Raw genomic sequence first — 21,851 nt, 5'->3', positions numbered from 1 at the left:
GGCGCAGGTCAATCAAGCCAGGAAGTCTTCGACGACCTTGAGGAACGCCGCTTCCTGCTCAACCATCGGCAGGTGCCCCGCCGCCGCGATACTCTCGGTCTTCGCGCCGCCAATGCCGGCGGCGAAGGCGTCCGTATAGGAAGCAGGCACAAGACCATCGGCCTCACCCCGCACCACAAGCGTCGGTGCCTTGATATGGCGCAGGCGGCGGTCCAGTCCGCGATCCGGGATGGGCCACATGAACTTGGTTGCCGATCCCAGATTCTTCACCCGGAAAACCGCCAATTCCAGCTTGTCGTTGTCGGTAAAGGCAGACGTCTCTGATCCCGCGCTTGAGGGATCATGCCATTTGGCGCTCGCCATTGCGTCGGCGGGCAGGACGAACGGGTCTGGCGCAGGTTCCGTGTCCAGCCACAGCCCATAGGGCGAAACCAGCACCAGCTTGCGTACCAGATGCGGTGACACGGCCGCGAACTCTGCCGCGAACATACCGCCTAGCGAATGGCCTATGACGTCGACCGGTCCCTGGCCCCAATCCTCGACCAGTTGACGATAGTGCAGGGCGATATCGAGAATATGCTCTAGATCCTCGATCCCGGTAGATTCTCCGTAACCGGGGTGCTCGGGCGCGATCACCTTGTGCTTGCTGGCCAGCTTCTGCAGATAAGGCGCATTGCCGGGATGCTGCTCGAAGCCGTGAAGATAGAGCAGGGGCGCGCCACTGCCACCGCTCCAGCGGCGAATGTCATAGGCGCCGACCTTCGACATGGTCATGGTCATGGTCGTTACTCCTTATTTCGCAAATTCAGGTGCGCGCGCGATGCCCGGCGAAATTGCCGCCACACGCTTCTGGCTGGTTTCCGGAGTCCAATGGTCGGGATATTCGGACCACAGATCACGCAAGGTGGGGATGACGCGCTCACCCATGAGGCGGGTATTTTCAGCAGCCACATCTTCGGCAAGGTCGCCGACATGGCAGCAAGCGATGAGCTGACCGATACGCAGATCCTTGGAAAGCTCACGTAACCGCTGGCTCACGCGCTCGGGAGAACCTGCAATGATGAAGCCCTTTTCATCATATTCCCAAAACGACATTTCCCCGCTCGCCGCACGCGCCTTGTCCTCGGGGGTCAGTTTGCTTTCGCCGACCTTCATCAGGGTGTTTTGCGAGCGCATGGACTTCGCCGTGGAATAGCCGGGAGGCATGGCAAAGTTAGGATCAACCGTATTCGTGCGATAGAAATATCTGACCGCATCATAATATTTGGCTTCCGCTTCCGCATCCGTTTCCGCACAGCAAACGATCTGCGTAAACGCCATGCGGTTCGGATTCATGTCGCCGCCGCGCTTGTCGCAATATTCCCAATAAGCGTCGACGGTCGGCTTGGCCGAATACAGGCCTGAAAAGCTCAAATGCCCGTAACAATAGTTCTCGTCGATCACCAGATCCCAGGTTTCGACGCTGCCCGAGCCAGGAACCCACACGGGAGGACGTTTTTGAACGGGTCGCGGCAGGATGTCGACATAGCGCAGCTTTGTATATTTGCCGTTAAAGGCGAACGGCTCCTGCTCCTCCCAAGCGCGCAGGATGAGGTTGCGCGCCTCATGGAAACGGTCACGCACCTCGATCGGCGGATTACCATAGGCAAAGGCCGAGTCCATCGGCGTACCAAACACGAAGCCGGCAATAAGGCGCCCATCCGAAACGCAGTCCAGATAGGCCATTTCCTCCGCGATCCGGACAGGCGGGTTGTACAGTGCGAGCGAATTACCGATCACCAGGATCGCGGCATTTTCCGTCGTGCTGGCGAGGCTTGCCGCAAGCAGGTTCGGGGAGGGCGTCATCGCGAAACCAGTGGCATGGTGCTCGTTTACGGCAAGCCCGTCGAACCCGACCTTATCGGCTCCCTGCATAAGGCGGATGAACATGCGATACATCTCGCCGCTCTCGCGCGGGTCAAAGAGCGACGGATTGGGCTTGACCCAGTTCAGCTCTCCGCTCTCTACGAAATCCTTCGGAACATTCGGATATGTTACCTCCGCAAACCAATGAAATTTCATGGGACTATCCTTCCTTCAATTAGCAGGCCGCGGCGGCGTCCGTCGCGACGACATTCTCAGTTCATGAGCTTCCCTTGCGCCATCCACGGCGTGATAACGGCATCCAGGCCGCCGTCGCAGCTGATCATCGCGCCGTTGGTGTAGGCGGCCTCATCGCTGGCGAAATAGGCAACGAGCGCGGCTATGTGCTCCGGTCCGCCGAGTTCCGGCACATAAACGGCGTTGAGTGTGGACTTCAGGGTTTCCGGCGCATGTTCGCGAAGCGCCTGCGTGGCGATGGGGCCAGGGCAGATCGTGTTGCAGCGAATGCCCTGACGGCCATATTGTGCGGCGACATAGCGGCTGAAGTTGACGACCGCCGCCTTCGACGACCCATAGGCAACCAACGCACAATCACCACCAAGCCCTGAATCCGAGGCGATATTGACGATCGACCCGTTGCCATTTTTAAGCATGTGCGGGAGCGCATACTTGGTGGCGATGAAATAGCTGCGGACATTGACCGCGAAGGACTGATCCCAAGTCTCGATGGATGTTTCGAGAACGGTGGTATCGGCACCCGTGCCGCCCGTATGGGCCACATTGTTGTTGAGGATGTCCAGCCGGCCGTATCGTTCAATCGCGGTATCTACCATCGCTTTGATGGAAGCCGGATCGAAGGCATCGAGATGGACTGCGGACGCGCCGCCGCCAATCTCATTTGCCACTTGCTCCGCAGCATCCACCGCGATGTCTGCGATCAATACCGTCGCGCCCTCCGACGCCAGCCGCCGCGCCGCCGCGCTGCCCAGACCACCGGCACCTCCGGTAATGATGGCCACTTTTTCTTCGACTCTCCGCATATCACCCTCTCTGGAAATTCTTGGGCGGGGCGCACCGGCGTACGAAGCCGAGCGCCCCCGCCTGATCAGAACCGCGTGCTCAACTGGATGCCGTAAGTGGCGGGCTTGCCGGCGTAGCGGATTACCGCGTCCTGCTGCTTCTCCACCGTGGTCCAGTAATATTTGTTGAAAATGTTCCGGCCAAAAAGACCCACACGCCACTTGCCGTCTGGCGACTTCACCCCGGCCCGCAGATCGACCAGAACATAGGGATTAAGGTCATAATTGCCCTTGCCCCCGGCGATCAGCAGATCGTTGCCGAACGCGGCAGTCGTACGACTGTGATAGTTCACCGCGCCGCCGACATAGGCTTCCATGCTGCTGGAGATCGGGAAGTCATATTGGGCATCGCCGGCCAGTTGCCATTTCGCGGCATAGGGGAAGCTCTCGCCCGCATAGTCGGCAAAGATGCCGCCCGCATTATAGCCGGTATATTCCTTGATCTTGCTGTCGAGATAGGTGCCGGACGCGCTGATGTTCAGGCCGCGCGCCGGCTGCCACACCAGTTCCAGCTCCGCGCCCTGGAGACGTGACTTGGGAATGTTGACGAGTTGCTGGATGCCGCCAAACACCAGATCCTGAAGAAGCACGTAGATTTGCTTGTCGCTATAGTCATAGTAGAAGGCGGCACCATTGAGCTGCATGGTGCGCCCGAATAGCGGCGCCTTGAAGCCGACTTCGTAGGCAAGCAGAGACTCCTGCTTGACTGGAATATTGGAAGTGTATGTCGAAGCGGAGAAGGCTGGTATGCTGCCTGCCTTATAGCCACGGCTTACATTTGCGTAGAGCAAAGTGCTCCCTGGCGTCTTGTAATTCAGTCCCACGCGCCATGAGACATTGTCCTCCCGCAGACGACCAAACGATGGCGCCGGGTTGAAATTTTCGTCCAGGGTCGTGCAGTCACCGGGCGAAACAGGCATGATCGGCGTGGTCTTGGTGCCGATATTGGTGTAGAATTGCTGCGTTCCCAGACTGAGAGCGGCGCCTGAAGCATCCGTCGCTACAGCACAACTCCGGCCATCCCGGTTGGTCTTTGTATAGCGAAGGCCGCCCTGCAAGGTGAGGCTTGGCGTGATCTCCCACTCGGCATTGGCGAAAACGGCGTAGGACTTGATCGTATTGTCACTCAAGCCATTAGACGTCGCAAAGTCCAGGCCCTCCGGCCCGATAAAGCCCAGTTCGCCATTCGGCCCGATCGGGCCAAGGCCGGCGAACACGCCATGCGCGTTGGAAGCGTCCTTCAAATAGTAAGTGAAAAGCTGGTGCACCTTGTGATGGGAATAGTTGCCGCCCAAAATCCACTGAATCGGCCCATTTTCCCCTTCAACGCGTAATTCCTGGCTGAATGCCTCGACGGTTCCGGTACCGTAGCGATCACCTGTCAGGAAAGTATAACCATCATTGTCATAAAAGGCCTTCGTGCTGAACTTCTGGTAGGCCGTGATCGAGACAAGTCTGACATCATTGGTCAAATCATAATTTATCCGGCCAGCCGCCATCCAAAACCAGTCATCGCGCGCATAGTCACGGTCAGGTGTCCAGTCGGCTGCGCGCGGATCAGCAGGCGGCAATGGATAGTTGGCGACCCCCGGGATCACACCAGCGGGCACCTGGGGATCGATCTTGCGCACCTGCGGCGCGATCGTATCGGACTTATCGATCCAGCCAGTGGCGTTGATTTGGACGGACAATCGATCGGTCGGCTCCCAATCAAGCAATGCCCTTCCTTGCCATTGCTCCTGACGGCCTAGCCTGTCATTGCGCGTGTAGCTTTTTTGCCAGTCGCCGCCCTGCACCGTCCGAACGGCGAGCCGCCCTTTCAATGTGCTGCTTAGCGGTCCGCTGACGAACCCGGTCACGTCGAGCGTGTTGAACCGGCCATATTCGGCATCAACGCCCGCCGAGAAATCATTGGTGGGCTTGGCCGCGATATAGTTGAACGCGCCGCCCGTGGAGTTCTGACCATAGAGCGTGCCCTGCGGCCCCTTGAGCACCTCAACCCGCTCCAGATCAAAGATGGCGCCCTTGGTCATGAAGCTGTAGGGCAGCGGGACTTCATCGACATAAACGCTCACTGTCGGACCAGCCGACAGACTCTGATCGACGAAGCCAACGCCGCGCAAAGTGTAGATGGGAACCCCCAGCGCGGTCTCCGCATAGGCGAAGCCTGGAACCGTCTTGACCAGATCGGCCGCCGTCGAAATACCGCGCTCAATCAGGGCATCCCCCGAGATCGCAGCGATCGACATGCCGACATTGTTGATCGACTGAGCGCGCTTTTGCGCTGTGACGACAATCTCTTGAATACCCGGCTGGGCAATCTCATTAGCCTGAGGAGGCGTCGCGGAAACGGGTGCGCTCTGTGCATAAAGTGGCGATGTCGACAATGCCAATGCTAAAAGAGAAATACCACCCGATATAGAAATTCCCATTCTATTCATAACATCTCCTCCCAGTCTTGAGGCCGTAATAATAGAATACCTCGACATTAAGTCATGGATTCCCGGCGTTCAATTCATCCTCACCACTTTTCGTCATGTTGCGACCATCATTATATTTTTGGCATCTACACTTCTTACATGAGTTCGGGATAGGTACATCTCGATCTCAAGGTGCAACCGCAAATCGGCCACGCCAATACCGTAACATGTTGCAGTATTTTTTTCTTAAACACGTTACAGGTTCGGCATACAGCCGCTCGCAGAATGCTGTCAAGCCGGCATCTGGCGATTTTTTCGCGGATCACCGTGGCACTTGCCTTACGGGCGAAGCACACGTTTCATTTTTGCCAAAAACCCCATAAGACCGTGGGATGAACAAGCGAGAAGCCAACAAAAGGGAGCGCCGCGCGCGGGTGATGGCCGCCGCACGGAGCATGATCCACGACGATTCCTTTTCCATGCGCACGCTGGCCGAAAGGGCCGAGGTCAGCGTGGTTACGGCCTACAGCCTCTTCGGATCGCGGCAGAATATCATTTCCGCCATCTATGAGGAGGATCTGGCCGTTTTTGAGGCAGAACTGGAAGCGCTCGGCGTCGACGCGGTCGAACGGATGTTCGCGGCGCTAAGCCTGGCAGCGCAACATTTCGGGGAAAGTCCAGTCTTCAACCAGGCGATGTTTCGCGCCATTTACGGGAGCGCTGATTCAGCATTGAGCGACGGCTTCATCACGCCCCGTATCCGCTCATGGGAAAAGCTCGTCGCAGAGGCGGCGGCGACCGGTCTGCTTGACAGCGACGTCAACGTCAACGCCATGGCCAAGAACATCATCCATATGCTGATCGGCTCGATACTGGATTGGGTCCGGGACAACATCACGCTCGAACAGATGCACGCCGAAGTCGCCTATGGCCTCAGCCTGATCCTGATTCCCGTCGCCACGAAGAAGGCCGTGCCAGGACTGTTCGCTCGCTTCGCCGACCATGATGCGACCTTGAGAAGGTTGACGGAAACGACGGGCGGAACAGCCGATTGAGCGGCCATATTTGTCTCCGTACCGGACTTTCCCGACGACATACCCCTCAACCGGATAGGCAGCATTCCGGCTTGTGCGCATAGCACGGCCTTGCAAGAACGCCCCTGCCTTTCAGGTGGTGAGCCTACGGAGTCTTTTCAGGAAGACGGCGCTCCGTCTTCGCTCCTTGCTCACAAGGCCCTCCCTTCCTCGTCCGCGATTCGTCCCAACAGCGTGCCTTGGTTACTGCCACTGAACAGCGCCATAAACGTCTCCGGGAGGCGATCGAATCCATCCCGCAAATCCTCCCGGTGGGCAAGCAGGCCCTGCTTCGCCCATTCTCCGATCTTCTGCTGCGCCTCCGGAATATCGGCCGAAAAGTCATTCAACAGAAAGCCGTTCAGGCTTATGCTGCCATAAATGATCCGCATCATGTCGAGGGGACGCCCCGCATATGGATCGTCTACATCATAAGTGGCGATCTGGCCGCACAGGACGATGCGTCCATGACGGTTGGTGTGCGCCAGCGCCTGATGAAGGAATTCACCTCCGACATTGTCGAACACGACGTCCACTCCATCGGGGCAAAGCGCCGCAAGGCGATCTGGAACATTCTCGCGCGCATAGTCGATCACTGAAGCAATGCCGCAGTCCTCGCGCAGCCAGCGAGCTTTTTCAGGCGATCCGCACAGGCCCACGACCCGACAGCCCAATATGCGTCCGAATTGTGCCGCCATCGCCCCTACCGATCCGGCAGCGCCGGAAACAAGCAATGTCTCGCCCCTCCTGGCCCGCCCAACGGCGATGACACCAAAATAGGCCGTCAGCGCGTTCATACCGAACAAGCCCATTGCGGTACGCGAAGATATGCCGTCCGGGATAAGTCGGATGCCGCGGTCTTCCGGGCTTACCCATTCATAATCCTGCCAGGTGCCGAGGCCAACGACAAGCGCGCCCACCGGCCAAGCCGGATCGTCAGAAGCCACAATCCGGCTTGCCGCAGGTGCAAGTATAGGATCACCGATCTCGATAGTGGGATAGTAGCTTTCACGCTTGCCGCTTATCCAATTGCGGATGGTAGGCGCGCAAAGCAGCAGTTCGTGCCGCACCAGCAATTTTCCCGGCCCCGGAGACGGCGCCAGCGGCGCCTTGTCCAGCACGAAATCTTCGCGCCGGACTGGCCCTTCCGGGCGGCGCGCCAGCCGCCAGCGACGATTTATCACGTCCATTTTCTCCCTCAAGACCAGGCCCTCCCACTCTAATTATATAACATGGTTCAACTTTAAACCATCAGCCGAGAATCCGCTGTAAATCGCTCTTTATCAGGCATTTGAAAGCCAGATGCACGTCCCACTCAGTCGGCACAACCTAAAGGGGTTGATCCGCCTGCCAAGACTCGATAGTAATCTGTAACGCGTTAAAGTCAAAATATAGCGCGGCATCCCGGTCGCTATGTCCGATCGGGGACGGAGAGGTGCCGATGAGTATGGAAGGCGCAGTGCGTGCGCAGCCTAATGGGCTGGCGCGCGTCGACGGTCGGTTAGCCGGCAAGGTAGCCGTCATCACCGGTGGAGCGAGTGGTATCGGTCAGGCGTGCGCGGTGCGTTTCGCCCGCGAGGGCGCCGCCATTGTCATTGCCGACCTTGCTGACGCACGTCGAACCGTTGCTCTTGTCGAAGAAATCGGTGGCACAGCCCTTGCCATTTCAACCGACACCACAAACGCCGAGCAATGCGAGGCGTTGATCGATCAGGCAGCGGAAGCTTTTGGCCCGGTCAATATCATTGTCGCCTCCGCCGGCATCGCGACGGCCGCTGGCCGCAGCAACGTGCAGAGCCGCGCCGCGTCACCGGGCGCCAGCGACGTGGTCACGCTCGCGGCAGCCGATTTCCGCCGCGTCATCGATGTCAATGTCACGGGCGTGATGCAGACCGCGCGCGCCGGCGCGCGCCAGATGCTGCGCCAGGGCTCGGGCGGCACGATCATCTTCGTCGCTTCGACCGCGGGCCGCATACCTCTGGCCGGCGCCGCACCCTATTGCGTATCCAAAGCCGGCGTCTGGATGCTGACCAAGGTCATGGCTCTTGAACTCGCCCAGACGGGCATCCGCATCAATGCAGTTGGCCCAGGCTATACGGCAACACCTCTTATCGCCGGTATCGAAGACGATCCCCATGCCCTTGGGATGGCCATGGCGATTACGCCGATGAAGCGCCTGGGCCTTCCTGAAGAGGTGGCAGACGCCTGCCTCTATCTCGCCAGCGACGAATCCAGCTTCGTTACCGGCCAGATCCTGCATCCGGCAGGGGGTCAATTCACCGACTAACCAACATGTCGAAAGAGGAGTGGGGAATGATTGGAGATAGATTGCAGGGCAAGGTCGCGGTAATTACCGGCGGCGCGAGCGGCATTGGCCAGGCTTGTGCGGTGCGCTTCGCCGAGGAAGGCGCCGACATCGTCGTCGCGGATCTCCAGCCCGGCGATGCGACAGTCCAGCTCGTGGAAAAGCTCGGCCGCAAGGCGATCGCCGTCAGGGTCGATACGACGTCCGAAGCCGACTGCGACAACATGATCGCCGAAGCGGTGCGCCAGTTCGGACATGTCGATGTCGGCGTGATGTGCGCTGGTGTCGCCTCCCTCCCGGAAGATGAGAAGGAGGGTGTGGACCCCCAGGATTCCGGCCATGTCATCCATCTCACCACCGCGAAATTCCAGAAGGTGATCGACATCAATGTCACCGGCGTGATGCTGAGCGCCCGCGCGCTCGCGCGGCAGCTCCTCAAGCAGGGCACAGGCGGCTCGATCGTCAACATCGCCTCGACCGCAGGGAGGATTCCGGTGGCCGGGGCCTCCGCCTACTGCGTCTCCAAGGCCGGCGTAATCATGCTAACCAAGGTAATGGCGCTGGAACTTGCCCAGACGGGCATCCGCATCAACGCCGTCGGGCCGGGTTTCACGACAACGCCCATGTGGGACGTCCCCCAGGACAGCGACGCCTATCGCTGGGCCATGAGCATCACGCCGATGAACCGCAATGGCACCCCCCGCGAGCAGGCCGACGCCTGCCTGTATCTTGCCTGCGATGAGAGCAGCTTCATGACGGGCCAGACCCTGCACCCGGCCGGCGGCCAGTTCACCGGCTGAGGTACATTCGATGGGAAATCTGGAAGGGCGCGTCGCGCTAGTCACCGGAGGCCTAGGGGGCATCGGCCTTGCGATTGCGCAGCGCTATGTCGCCGAGGGAGCCACGGTATGGGTAACGGATATCGCGCAGGAGGGCACGCCGCCTGTGCTCTCGGCCCTGGGCCGGCTCGGCAACGAGCTGCGCTATTTCCATCTCGACGTCACCGACGAGACGGAATGGCGGGCGGCCGAGCAACGCCTGCGCGAGGCAGGGCAAGGCCTGGATATCCTTGTCCTTAACGCCGGCGTCGCCAGCGGCGGCGCGACGACCGACGTCGAGCTGGCCGAATGGCGTCGCATCATGGCGGTGAACGCGGATGGCGTGTTCCTTGGCATCCGGTCAATGACGAACCTGCTTGTGGAAAGCGGAGCGGGGCGGCGCGGTGGATCAAGCATCGTTGTCCTGTCCTCGATCCTTGGGCTGGTAGGCTATGCCGAGACAGCCGCCTACAATGCGAGCAAGGGCGCCGTCCGGCTGCTCGCGAAGGCAACCGCGGTCGAATTCGCGACCGCGCAACGGCCGGTCCGGGTCAATTCCATCCATCCGGGCTTCATCCGCACGGAAATGGCTCTGGGGGAGGCTCGAACACGCGAAACAGCCGGCGAATCCGGAGCGCTCACCGACCTGATGGCGACGCTCGAGGGCAAGACCCCCATGGGTCGGCTTGGGGAGCCCGAGGAAGTCGCCGGCGTCGCCGCCTTTCTGGCATCCGAGGATTCCAGCTTCATGACCGGATCGGAACTGATCGTCGATGGTGGATGGACGGCGTGGTGACGGCCCAAGATGACGCCAGCACGGTCATGGACGCAGGTCCACTACCGACCGGAACAGCGGAACCCGTGAAGCGTGTTCCGCTCATTCCCCTCATTGGCGCCCTTTGGCTTTCGGAAACGATCGCAGCCTTTGGCTCCTCGATGACCTATGCGGCGACACGCTCGTTGATCGCCGCCTTTGGCGATCCGGTCTCGATCGGTTGGCTGGTGACGCTGTTCCTGCTGGTGGGTGCTGCCGCGACCCCTGTCGCCGCTCGCTTCGGCGATATGTTCGGTCGCAAGCGGGTACTGCTCGTCGTTTTGGGCATTGGCGGTCTGGGGTTGGCCATCGGCGCCGCGACGGATTTCTATCCGCTCGTTCTACTGGGCCGCGCGCTCCAGGGCCTTCACCTGGCCGCCATGGCGCTCTCCTTCGGCATCCTGCGCGAATGTGTCAGTCCCGCGCGCCTGCCGCTGTCGATAGGGATCGTCTTGTCAGCCGTGGCATCGGGCACCTTGTCGGCCATGCTGCTGGGAGGCTGGGCCGCCGACCTATATGGATGGCGCGCGGTATTTGCCCTTGGCGTGATCGGAACCGCCCTGGCCTGGTCTGCGCTGGCGCTCTTCGTGCCAGCGGGGCCTCGCGGCAAGGATAGCGGCCCGGTGGACATGATCAGCATCTGGCTGAGCGTTCCATCCATCGCCGGCACGCTGTTCGTGGTCAGCAATCTGCGGAGCTGGGGTTGGACAAACCCCGCGCTGATCGGAATTTTGGCCGGCAGCATCCTCCTCGCCCTGTTTTGGGTGCGGCACAGCTTGCGCACGCCACAGCCATTGATCGACCTGCGCCTTTTCGCGCGCAAGCAGGTGCTGATCATCAATATCGTCTATATCTGCGCTTCGTTCGGAGCATTCCAGGTCATATTGCTCATGTCGATGCTCATGCAGACCCCTGCCTTCACAGGGATCGGCCTCGGCGTGTCCGCCAAGGCGGCGGGCTTGGCCACCATACCCGCCGCAATCCTGTCGCTAGCGGCAGCGCCGTTAGGTGGCATGCTGGTTCAACGTATTGGCGGACGAGCGGTTATGATCCTTTCTGGTCTTGTGATGACCGCCGGCTTTCTGTTCACGGCGCGATGGCATGACAGCCTCGCCATCGTCACGTTCGGCTTCAGCTTCATCACCATCGGCACCACCATGCTCTATGCGGCCGGGCCACCCATCCTGATTGCTGCCGTGCCTACCGACCGCACCAGCGAAGCGCTGGGGATGATGACTGTTCTTCGCGCTCTGGCGACGGCGGCCGGCGCCCAAATGGTAGCGGTGCTGCTCGCGAGTGACACCGTCAGCAGCCCAACGGACCCGACCACGCATTTCCCAAGCGGCGCGGCCTTTTCGCTCACGTTCCTGGTCATGATCATCCTGTCCGGCCTGACGACGATTCTCGCCTATGCTATTGCCCGTAGAGGGGACGCTGATCGGACAGCGCAGGATCTGCGGCAGCCGGCGACGGCGATCGACCATGCGCTATCCCTGGATTCCATCAAGGAACGATAAATGAAAGCTGTCCGCTTTATCGAGGAAGGACGCCCGCCTGAAATTCTCGACGTGCCGAAGCCCGCGCTCGGGCCTGGAGAGATCCTCGTCAAAATAGCGGGAGCCGGTGTGTGCCATTCCGACTTGCATGTTCTGGATCACGGCATCGGCATCCCCGGTCCTTTCACGTTGGGTCACGAGAATGCCGGATGGGTGGCCGCGCTCGGCCAGGGCGTGACGGGCTGGAAGGAAGGTGAGCCGGTTGCAGTCTATGGGCCGTGGGGATGCGGTCTCTGCCACCAATGCCAGACGTCCGCCGAAAATTATTGTGAGCGTCACGCCAGCATTCCCTCCTACGGCGGAGGGCTGGGTTCGGACGGCGGCATGGCCGAATACATGATCGTTCCCTCCCCCCGCCTGCTTGTTCCCCTGGGTAAGCTGAACCCTGCCATGGCAGCGCCACTAAGCGACGCTGCCCTTACACCCTATCATGCAATCAAGGCTGCGCTGCCACTGCTCACGCCCGATGCAACCGTGGTCGTGCTGGGTATCGGCGGTCTCGGTCATATAGCCGTTCAGATATTGAAAGCACTAACGTCGGCCCGTTTGATCGCGTGCGACATTGATGAAGCTAAACTCGCTCATGCACGACAGTTGGGAGTCGAGCGGACTATAAACACGCAGGATGGGGCTCTCGCTGCCGAGGAGATCGCTGACCTGGTTGGAGAACGTGGCGTTACCGTCGCACTTGATTTTGTAGGGGCGCAACCGACAATCGATCTATGCAGCCGTATCGTGGGAAGGGCGAGCCGGATCTCAGTGGTCGGCTTGGCAGGCGGGACGCTGCATTATTCCCCTAACATGCCGCCCTTCGGCTGTGAGTTCAGCATCCCCTATTGGGGTTCGCGGACGGAACTGATCGAAGTCATCGCCTTGGCCGAATCGGGCCACATCAGGGCGGCGGTCGAAACGTTCCCGCTGGAGAATGCGGTGGATGTCTATCAACGCCTGCGCGAAGGCCGCATCGAAGGCCGGGCTGTTCTCCTGCCCTGAAAGCGGCCGGAGGCGGCATCGGACGTGCGATCGCCTGTCGCTCGTCATCCTCAGGCCGGTATCAATTTTGCGAGGCTCACCCAACCGAGGTCGAATATACATTGCCGAGCGATCACATTATTCGGCCCGAATGACCCCTGTTGAAGAAGAACGCATCGAGATCCTCTGCAAGGACGATACCAGGCTTGCCGGTCACCTCTGGACCGCAGGGGGGGGGGGGGGGCAGGAAGGAGGTAGCGTTATCATCAATCCCGCAACGGGCGTGGTGGCTCGCTATTATCACCGATACGCCCGGTTCCTCGCATCCCATGGGTTCGACGTCATAACCTACGATTATCGCGGTATTGGTCTATCACGGCCTCAACGGTTGCAGGATTGCGGTTATCGCTGGCGAGACTGGGGTGAACTGGACTTCGATGCCGTCCTCCGCTTCACGCGAGCGCGCCGTCCGGACAGTCCCCTCAAGGTTGTCGGCCACAGCATTGGCGGCTTTATCCCCGGCCTGGCAGAATCCGGCGATCAGATCGAGCGAATGCTGACGGTAGGCGCTCAATATGCCTGGTGGGGCGACTATGCCCCTCGCCAACGCGCCGGGCTGCTTCTCAAATGGCATCTGGTCATGCCCGTCCTGACGGCCCTCCTCGGTTACTTTCCGGGCAAGCGCCTCGGCTGGCTCGAGGATCTCCCCGCCGGCGTCGCCAATGAATGGAGTTTCCGGGGGGCGCGCTTTGAGCGCAGCCATCCCAGAGGAGATCGGGAAGCGGTGCTTGAACGAATGGCGGCGGTCAGGGGACGCATCCTGGCAGTCGCCGTTTCCGACGATCCGTTGGGCACGGTGCCTGCCATATGCCGAACGCTCTCTTACTATCGAAACGCTGAGCGCACCGCGGTCCTGCTCTCGCCCCACGATCTGGGGCGCGCGACCATCGGTCATTTCGACCTCTTCCGCGCATATCATGAGAGCGGCTTCTGGAAGGATACGCTTGACTGGCTGAAGGACCGCAAGCTTCCCTGGCCGAACAATGTGCTGGCCACCTGCTGAGTGGACCCATTGATGCGGCCTGTTCCATAGCGCTCGCGCCGCCAATCGGAAGACAGGACTCCTGGCCCCTCGGCTCCTCTCGCGGGTGGGCTGCTGGCCTGAAGTGGCATCAGGTTTGCCTGGGTCACTATTCACCATCGGCCTTTGCCCTCCGCATTCCCTCGAACGACCTGTAGGCTGAGCACCGACTTCGCCGCTCAGCACCGTTTTCACCGCCGCTCGCGAAATGGGCGCGATCCTGTTGGCAGCCATGTCATGCCCCCTTCCGCTGTGAGGTGGGGGCACTGGGGTCCCTGGGCGTTCCAGATCGCCGATGCGCTGGCTGAAAGATCCAACAAGAGCCGAATCATCCACTTGACAGCACCATCAAAGCGGGGATAGAAAACTTTAACACGTTTCAGTAAAAACAGTCGCGGTTCGACAATGTCGATTTATGCGGCATCAAAGGTTCGTTTTTGATGATGGCATCGCCATCAACGATAATCCAACCATTGATGAAGTATAATTCAAGTTATCATCCAAAAAGATGATCACTTTATTGGGTAGATTTAAGGCATGCGTGGCCGGCGTCGACACCGATGCCTATGCGCATGGGCAAAGAATGTGACCTCAGTCATGTCGAACCGCTGAGCTAGGGAAGTGGATGAGATGGGCGACGGGTCAAATAACACTGCGCTGGACAAGGATGAAATCCTGAAGCGCTACGCTCTTGAAAAGGCAAAGCGTAGCGGCGATGTGAGCGACCGGCACTATACCCGGCTCGAAGGCAAATTTTCCCACTTCCAGATCGATCCGCACACACCTTACCACGAACGCTCCAGCGTCGAGCGGGAAGTGACGGCCGTGGTCCTCGGTTCCGGTTGGGCCGGCATTCATTCTGGATTGAACATCAAGCTTGCGGGAATCGACGACGTCTGCGTGATCGACAAGGCCGGCGATTTCGGCGGCGTATGGTATTGGAACCGCTATCCGGGCGTCGCCTGTGACACGGAATCCTATATCTATATGCCGATGCTCGAAGAGATGGGCGTGATGCCGAAGGCGAACTATGCCAGCGGTGCGGAAATCCTTGCCCATGCCCAGGCGATCGCGCGCAAATACGGCCTGTATGAAAATGCCCTGTTGCAGACAGGCGTCACCGAGGCGCGCTGGGACGAGAAAGCCAATCGCTGGCGGTTAACCACCGACCGTGGCGATGCCATCACGACGAAATATTTCGTCGTGACCGCAGGCGCGTTGCAGACGCCCAAACTTCCCCGCATCGACGGGGTCGAAGATTTTGCGGGGCATTGCTTCCACACCAGTCGGTGGGACTATGAATATACCGGCGGCGACTCATCTGGCGGCCTGTCCAGGCTGGCCGGCAAGCGGGTGGCGATCATTGGGACGGGCGCCACCGCGATCCAGTGCATACCGCATCTCGCGCAGTCCGCAGGCCATCTTTACGTCGTGCAACGCACGCCTTCGACCATTGACGTGCGCAACGAACACCCGACCGATAAGAACTGGTATACATCCCAACCGCCGGGCTGGCAGATGGAGCGAATTCGCAACTTCAATACGGTTACCGCGATGGAGCCGTTCACTGTTGATCTGGTCGATGATGGCTGGACCAGGCCAGCGGTAGAGGCGGCGCGCCGGATTCGCCCGGATATGGCCAGTGGGGAAGTCCAGGCGGTGCTGGACGCCGTCGACCTCGAAACCACCGAGCGGATTCGCGCTCGGGTCAGCGAAGTCGTTCACGACCCGGCCGTCGCGGAAAGGCTGAAGGCATGGTATCCGCGGATGTGCAAGCGCCCCTGCTTCCATGATGGCTATCTCGATGTCTACAACCGCGATAACGTGACGCTGGTCGACACCCAAGGGCGGGGTGTGGAAAGCATTACCCCCGAAGGGTTCAGCGTCAACGGCAAGCAGTATGATGTCGATTGCATCATCTATTCCACAGGCTTTGAACTCGGCCCTTATGCCGAGACGCCCGTCACCCTTCCGGTCTTTGGGAAGGACGGACTGACGCTGAAAGACAAATGGCGCGATGGGGCAACCACGATGCATGGTTTCCACATTCACGGCTTCCCGAATTTCTTCATGGTTTCCATCGCGCAGAGCGCATGGGGTTTCAACTTCATGCAGATGCTGCTCGAACAGGGCAAGCACATCGGCTACTTGATCGGCGAACTCGAACGTCGCGGTGCCAATCGCGCTGAAGTGACCGCCACGGCGGAGGCCGCCTGGGTTGCGCACCACGAGAGCCTCGCGACAAGGATGGCGAACGTGGAAAACTGCACGCCAGGCTGGGTCAACAATGAGGGCAATCTCTCGATCCGCACCGCACGCGGGGGGGCCTATGGTGGGGGCGTGAATGCGTTTCTCACCATTCTGGAGCAGTGGCGTGCCAAAGGCGACCTAGAAGGTCTTGCGATCGAGTAGCCGATTTGCGGAACGCACCTGTCGGCCTGTGCCGCCTCGTCCAGGATGCAGCTATCGACATGACCAATGATATTGACGTAATTCGTTCCTTCTTTGACGTCATGCAAACGGAAGGATTTGAAGCTGCCATCGCCAAGTTCGGCGCGAAGGATTTCACCTGGTGGGCGGCGGGACTTGGCGAAATCCAGGACAAGGTCGGGCGGATCGGCCAGATCATGGCGGAGAACCTTGATCAGGACGGTCTGCGACTGGATCGCAATACCTTTACGGGTTCGGACAATCGGGTAGCCGTTGAGGCTGAATGCTTCGCTACCCTGAAAGACGGGAAGAAATATAATAATAAATATGTATTCATTTTTTACCTTGAGGACAGCAAGATCAGAGTCATGAAGGAATATAACGACACGGCCCATGCTCATGCGGTCTGGGGTCAGCTCTTTGACAGTCTATAATCTCTAAATATGGCTAAGGATTGGGAGTAACTCGCCGATTTCCAGACGGATCGTGTCAAACCGCTGATCCTCAACCAACCAAATGTACAGCCTCTATAATCAGCCAACTCGTGCGTGTAGATGGACGGGTGTCATCTATTGTGCGCGGTCCTGCCTATCCGCAAGCTGAGACAAGCGAGGAGGCGTCAGGATGCCCCCAACTCAAAGTCATGATTGGAAATCACAATCCTTCCTTCGCGGTCACGCACTCGACAATACGGAAATATAACCCCTCTATTTCGATATCATAGGCAAAGGCCTGCTGGCTGATGCCAAGCACCTTTCGGCGCATCAAAGTGGTGACACGCCTCGAAGAGGAGACCCGGATCGGCAAGGGCGGGACCCTGGCGGCGCAGCTGTCGCGGCTCGACCTGATCGTGCTCGACGAGCTTGGATATCTGCCGTTCGCACGCTCGGGAGGGCAGTTACTGTTCCATCTGGTCAGCAAGCTCTACGAGCGCACCAGCGTCATCATCACCACGAACCTCGCCTTCGGCGAGTGGCCTACCGTGTTCGGCGATCCCAAAATGACCACGGCGCTGCTCGACCGCGTCACCCACCACTGCGATATCGTCGAGACCGGCAACGATAGCTGGTGCTTCAAAAACCGCAGCTGACCGCCACCTTCGGCGCCTGCAAAAATCTATCTTGCGCTGCGTGCGCCTCCGGTCGGGCTACGCCCGCCCTCCGCCGCACGCAGCGCAAGGCCATCCTCAACAAACCAACATCATATCCGAAAAGGGGGTCCCTCTTCGACGCCGATCAGGGGGCCCTTTTGCGCGCCGTTTGACAAACAATCCGGCCAGGGCATTCCCCTGTCGGCGTCTTGTCCCTATCTCGACGGCCTCTCAGGCTTTATCGAGTTTCACCTGCTTCGCGGCGAAGCCTAGATGGTCGGCCGTGAACAATGCGATGTTCGTTTCGGCGACGGGTAGATTGCGTCCGATGTGCCGTGAGGGGTTTATCGAACTGGTAGGCTGCTTTCAGGCAGCGGCCATTTTGGGCAGGACTGGGGATAGCCAGGCGGCGATGAGGGCGCGCAAAAGCGCAGTCAGCCATGCGACGAGCAACCTGAGATTGTGCCCCGCGGCGACCAGGATGGCGTTGATGGCATCGCCGGTGGCACCGGCGAGGTGATTGCGCTCGAGCAGGCCATCGGACTTGGTGTGACCGATGATCGGTTCGATGGCATTTCGTCGCCTGAGCTCGCGCTTGATCGTGGGTGAGGTGATCCCGCGGGTGTGGGCGATATAGACCCTGGCCTGCCCGCCATGCTTGTGCCCCTTGTAGCCGCGATCGACATAAGCCCGCTCAACGGTGACGCCGGTCAGGCGCTCGACTTGCTCGATCTGCCCGGACAGGGTGTGGCCATCATAGGGGTTGCCGGGCAACGCCTGCATGCCGACGATGAACTGGCCGCCGGCGGTGCGGGCGTTTGTCACCGCGATCGAGGTCTTTACCCCGAACTCGTAGCGGGTCCGCGCCTTGCCCTTGGCGATGCATTCCACCTCGGGCGCGTGCAGGGCATAAAGCTTGTCCGTGCTGCCAGCCTTCTGGGTGAGGATCTTCGCCACCCGCTCGCGGACGACGGCAAAGGCGGCCTCGAGTTCCTCATTTCCGGCGATCTTGCGGCCGATGTCGCGGTCGAACCGGCCCAGCCAGGTGCGAAGTTTGCGCACCCAACGCATCGCCTGCTTGTGACCGCGCCCGTGGATCAGCCGGGAGACATCGCGCCGAGCCTGGCGGCCCACCCGCAGGAATGACTGGCGCAGCTTGATACCGTGCTTGCGGGCAATCCGGTTCAGCCACTCGATGCCGCGTAGCAGCAGGTGGCTGTCGGTGGGATGGGCAATCGCCTTGGTCTGTACAGTCGTGTCCACCGTCACCCGCTCGCAGGCCTGCGGCGGCATTGCCCTTGTTTCCATCGCCACGCGCAGCGTCTCGGCGAGCAGAAGTTCCAGCTTGTCGGCCCCGATCCGGTTCCGCCAGCGCGTCATCGACGAGCGATCCAGTGGCAGCTTGTGGCGGAAGTACTGCTCACCGCAAAAGAATTGGTGGTACGGGTTCTCGACCCAGCGGGCGCAGACGGCTTCGTCCGACAGGCCCTCCATGTGCTTGAGCAGGTGCAGGCCTGCCATTAGCCGCGTCGACAGCCCAGGGCGGCCTTTCTCATGGTAGAACCGTCCATAGGCCGCATCGAACCGTGACCAGTCGATCAGCCCCGCCAATTTCACCAGCGCGTGTTCCATGTCGACCATGTTGTCGAGCTGACTGCGGAACAACTCGTCACTGCGCTGCGCGGGCTTCTTCGGAGGCATCGGCAAAACCTCTTCGTTTCGTCCAACTCAATGAACCACGACCCGACTTGCGAGGAAAGCCCCTACGTGCACGGGCGCGCGTAATCGCAAGCTTTTCGCCCGATTTCCCCAAAACCTTGCAAATTCGATTACTTCATATCCACCAAAACCCACGCCTCCCTGCGGGCTTCAGCGCTTTTCACAGACGACTAGATGGATAACACGTTCTTTCCTCGCATGGGGCTGGCGGTCACGTCAGGAACGAGGTGTGGAGGCGCGCTCCGAGGCCTTCCACAATGCGCGGCGCATCGCCGGTGCCGAGTAGCTGCTCTATCTCGGCATCCGCGCTTCGCGGTCGTCCAATCCGTAAGTGCCAACGCCGCAGCGGCGGCCTGACAGCTTCTCGAGCAAGTCGCTTGGTCCACGGCGAGGGCGGGGTGGCGGTCCCGCTCTTGTTCAAGCAGCGAGACACTCATGTTCTTTCATGTGACGTATCTGCAAGGTTTCCAGCCTCGCGGCACCCAGTGCGAGCAGTCGCTCGATCTCATCGGAGGTTCGCCGCACGGCGAGTTTCAGCGCTTCGTCGATGTGGATGTAGTCCTGCGTGACGTTCTGGGAGGCATGGCCGAGCATGGCCCGGATCGTTAACTCTGAAAAGCCGAGGTCGCCGGCCACGCTGCCGAAAGTATGGCGCAGCGTGTGAGGTGTAACGCCCTCGATCCTCGCCAGCTTGCAGACGCGCTGGAGACAGGCGCTGACCGCCGTGAAAGCGCCTGAGCCTAGTTCCGAAGGGAAGGTATGGGGATTGCCGACGATCTCCGGCTGGCTCTCGATGACTCTGACCGCCGCAGGTCCGATCGCCCGAATCTGCGCGCCGCCCTTGGTGTCGGGGAACGCCACATAACCGCCCGCTGTACTGACCCACGCGCGCTGCATGGCTTGGCCTTCCTCCCGCCGGTATCCGGTCAGCAGCAACGCACGAAGCGCACCGAGAGCGACTGGATTCTCGCCGTTGCGCTCGGCATAGGCCATTGCCTTCCCCATCATTTCGATCTCGATGACGCTCAAGCGCCGAGTTTTCTTTCTGCCGGCGAGCTTCTTCGCGCCCTCCGTAGGATGCTTGGCGAGCAGGCCCTTATGCTTGGCGTGGCCGATGATCGCTTGGATCGTTCCAACGCATCCCGAGGCTGCGGAGGGGCCGCCCGTCGCCCTGCCGCCACGACCAGGGCCGCGCGGCTTTGCGGTCTTTCCCTCCTTTACGTCGGATTGCATCTGTTCGATGTCTGAGGGGGTCAGGTGTCGCACGATCCGCTTGCCGAGCAGCGGTTTGATGTGCGTTTTGATCCGGCTCTCGTCCTTATCGAGCGATGACGCCTTGATCGGCAGATTCTTACGTCCAAGGATGCGGCCGGCGCGCGCCTCGACAAGATACCAGTTGCACATCTCGGCAACGTTCATGTCTCTTCGAGCCTCATATACCTCCTTGGCCGGGTCTTCACCCCGAGCCACGGCGCCCAGCTTGATCTTCGCTTGGTCGCGCGCTTGCTCGACAGTCAGCACCCCGTAACGGCCGAGATTGAGGCGGCGCTTGATGCCTTCGATGTTGCGATACTGGATGATGAACGTCTTGAGTCCGGACGGCAGCACCCGCACGCCGAAGCCCTTGATCTCGGTGTCCCACAGGATTGTTTGCTTCTCGGCTGGCAGTTCCAGCGCATCGACGGCACGCTTGGTCACTTTCGCGGTTGGCATGGTCATCCTCCGATTGGAGACAAAGCTAGACGTGACCGGCCTGGTCTCCATATTGTCTCCAGAAGTCGCCGTTTGGCAGCCAATCGAAGGGTACAATGTCGTAGGGATAACGTCAATAACTGACTGAAAAATCGTGTAAAATACAACAACTGGCAAGCCCGGCGTAGGCCGCCGTTTAAGTTGCCAAGGTTGGGGTCGAGGGTTCGAATCCCTTCGCCCGCTCCAGTTTTCGACGAATTTCAATATTCTGGCCTCATGCGATCGGGCCTGCGGTTAGATATGAGCGCTTTGATCTGGCAAGCCCATATCCATTTCGTATCCATTCGAAATTGTACGTGCGACGAGGTTTGGCCGAGAGGCGGAATGTGATCGACGCGACAAATTTCGGATCGTAGCCAATTTAGGGTTCAGGACCCAGTGATGTGAGCGAACAGGGTCACTGGCTGCATGCGCACAATGTGATGCGCCGCGCGTCTTGGAACGCCCTGATCTAAGGATGGTCGACATTGTAAAGCCGCTGGACCGCGACGCGTTCGCCCACGGCCTTGTCCAGTAGCAGATAAGCGAGCACCCTGCCCCCGCGCGCGTAGATGGCGAGCAGGCTGCCATCGGCCTGCCGCTCGGGCGGCTGCTCGATGGTCCAGCCCGGCGCAGGCGGCTGGGCCAGGCTGGCGACGAAGGGCTGAACCTGCTTACGCGGCAGTAGATAGATGCGCGCCTCCAGCGGCCCGGCGTCTGGTTCGATCCGGTCGCGCACCGCCAGGCTGGCGCGCGTCAACCGCGCGGAGGTCGCGTCGCCAAGCGGCAATTCGTCGCTGGCGATCAGCGCGGCCGGCACGGGCGGCAGGTCGGGCCGCCGCGCAGCGTCGCAAGCGGCGATCATCATCGCCGGCAACAGCCATGCCCAGCCAAGGCCCG

17 protein-coding genes and 1 pseudogene are annotated in these 21,851 nt (G+C 60.2%); 10 read left to right on the top strand and 8 right to left on the bottom strand.

All coding sequences use genetic code 11. From position 1 onward, the window contains the following. Positions 1-12 precede the first annotated feature (12 nt). From LL253_RS06130 to LL253_RS06115, 4 genes are all read right to left on the bottom strand, one after another. Complete coding sequence (locus LL253_RS06130; protein ID WP_228226561.1) at positions 13-780, bottom strand: alpha/beta fold hydrolase; 768 nt, start codon at positions 778-780, stop codon at positions 13-15. A gap of 12 nt (positions 781-792) precedes the next feature. Continuing rightward, positions 793-2,061 carry an LLM class flavin-dependent oxidoreductase gene (locus tag LL253_RS06125; RefSeq protein ID WP_228226560.1) on the bottom strand — a complete coding sequence of 423 codons (1,269 nt, stop codon included), beginning with the start codon at positions 2,059-2,061 and terminating at the stop codon, positions 793-795. A 56-nt stretch (positions 2,062-2,117) separates the two neighbouring features. After that, complete coding sequence (locus LL253_RS06120) at positions 2,118-2,903, bottom strand: SDR family NAD(P)-dependent oxidoreductase (protein WP_228226559.1); 786 nt, start codon at positions 2,901-2,903, stop codon at positions 2,118-2,120. A 65-nt stretch (positions 2,904-2,968) separates the two neighbouring features. Beyond that, positions 2,969-5,329 (bottom strand): TonB-dependent receptor, encoded by a 2,361-nt coding sequence (locus tag LL253_RS06115; RefSeq protein ID WP_228226558.1) that lies wholly within the window; start codon positions 5,327-5,329, stop codon positions 2,969-2,971. A 488-nt stretch (positions 5,330-5,817) separates the two neighbouring features. Between LL253_RS06115 and LL253_RS06110 the strand changes: the two genes are divergently transcribed. Beyond that, positions 5,818-6,417 carry a TetR/AcrR family transcriptional regulator gene (locus tag LL253_RS06110; protein ID WP_228226557.1) on the top strand — a complete coding sequence of 200 codons (600 nt, stop codon included), beginning with the start codon at positions 5,818-5,820 and terminating at the stop codon, positions 6,415-6,417. Between the two features lie 170 nt (positions 6,418-6,587). Here the strand turns inward: LL253_RS06110 and LL253_RS06105 are convergent, their stop codons facing one another. Further along, positions 6,588-7,625 (bottom strand): NADP-dependent oxidoreductase, encoded by a 1,038-nt coding sequence (locus LL253_RS06105; RefSeq protein ID WP_228226556.1) that lies wholly within the window; start codon positions 7,623-7,625, stop codon positions 6,588-6,590. Positions 7,626-7,876: 251 nt separating this feature from the next. Between LL253_RS06105 and LL253_RS06100 the strand changes: the two genes are divergently transcribed. The 9 genes and pseudogenes from LL253_RS06100 to LL253_RS06060 form a co-directional block, all read left to right on the top strand. Further along, complete coding sequence (locus LL253_RS06100) at positions 7,877-8,722, top strand: SDR family NAD(P)-dependent oxidoreductase (protein ID WP_228226555.1); 846 nt, start codon at positions 7,877-7,879, stop codon at positions 8,720-8,722. A 41-nt stretch (positions 8,723-8,763) separates the two neighbouring features. Next, a complete protein-coding gene (locus LL253_RS06095) occupies positions 8,764-9,540 on the top strand; it encodes an SDR family NAD(P)-dependent oxidoreductase (protein ID WP_323133405.1) in 777 nt (258 codons plus the stop codon). A gap of 10 nt (positions 9,541-9,550) precedes the next feature. Beyond that, entirely contained in the window at positions 9,551-10,354 is an 804-nt protein-coding gene (locus LL253_RS06090; RefSeq protein ID WP_228226554.1) for an SDR family oxidoreductase, read from the top strand. Beyond that, a complete protein-coding gene (locus tag LL253_RS06085; protein ID WP_228226553.1) occupies positions 10,351-11,889 on the top strand; it encodes an MFS transporter in 1,539 nt (512 codons plus the stop codon). The genes LL253_RS06090 and LL253_RS06085 overlap by 4 nt, the downstream gene beginning before the upstream one ends. Beyond that, on the top strand, positions 11,890-12,921 hold the full coding sequence (locus LL253_RS06080; RefSeq protein ID WP_228226552.1) for an NAD(P)-dependent alcohol dehydrogenase: 1,032 nt from the start codon (positions 11,890-11,892) through the stop codon (positions 12,919-12,921). Continuing rightward, entirely contained in the window at positions 12,863-13,963 is a 1,101-nt protein-coding gene (locus LL253_RS06075; protein ID WP_228226551.1) for an alpha/beta hydrolase family protein, read from the top strand. The genes LL253_RS06080 and LL253_RS06075 overlap by 59 nt, the downstream gene beginning before the upstream one ends. Positions 13,964-14,611: 648 nt before the next feature. Further along, positions 14,612-16,393, top strand: a complete 1,782-nt coding sequence (locus tag LL253_RS06070; RefSeq protein WP_228226632.1) for a flavin-containing monooxygenase — start codon at positions 14,612-14,614, stop codon at positions 16,391-16,393. A 59-nt stretch (positions 16,394-16,452) separates the two neighbouring features. Then, a complete protein-coding gene (locus LL253_RS06065; RefSeq protein ID WP_228226550.1) occupies positions 16,453-16,845 on the top strand; it encodes a nuclear transport factor 2 family protein in 393 nt (130 codons plus the stop codon). Between the two features lie 329 nt (positions 16,846-17,174). Beyond that, positions 17,175-17,501 (top strand): annotated as a pseudogene (locus tag LL253_RS06060) (ATP-binding protein); the annotation flags it as partial. Positions 17,502-17,867: 366 nt separating this feature from the next. Here LL253_RS06060 and LL253_RS06055 read toward each other — a convergent pair. The 3 genes from LL253_RS06055 to LL253_RS06045 all read right to left on the bottom strand — a co-directional run bounded on the left by LL253_RS06055 (position 17,868) and on the right by LL253_RS06045 (position 21,819). Then, entirely contained in the window at positions 17,868-19,202 is a 1,335-nt protein-coding gene (locus tag LL253_RS06055) for an IS5 family transposase (RefSeq protein WP_228226549.1), read from the bottom strand. A 435-nt stretch (positions 19,203-19,637) separates the two neighbouring features. Then, complete coding sequence (locus LL253_RS06050; RefSeq protein WP_228226631.1) at positions 19,638-20,933, bottom strand: tyrosine-type recombinase/integrase; 1,296 nt, start codon at positions 20,931-20,933, stop codon at positions 19,638-19,640. A gap of 490 nt (positions 20,934-21,423) precedes the next feature. Then, positions 21,424-21,819 (bottom strand): hypothetical protein, encoded by a 396-nt coding sequence (locus LL253_RS06045; protein ID WP_228226548.1) that lies wholly within the window; start codon positions 21,817-21,819, stop codon positions 21,424-21,426. Between the last annotated feature and the right edge of the window lie 32 nt (positions 21,820-21,851).

It is taken from the genome of Sphingobium soli (assembly GCF_020782245.1).
GTDB lineage: Bacteria > Pseudomonadota > Alphaproteobacteria > Sphingomonadales > Sphingomonadaceae > Sphingobium > Sphingobium soli.
This window is presented reverse-complemented; position numbering and strand designations above follow the sequence as displayed.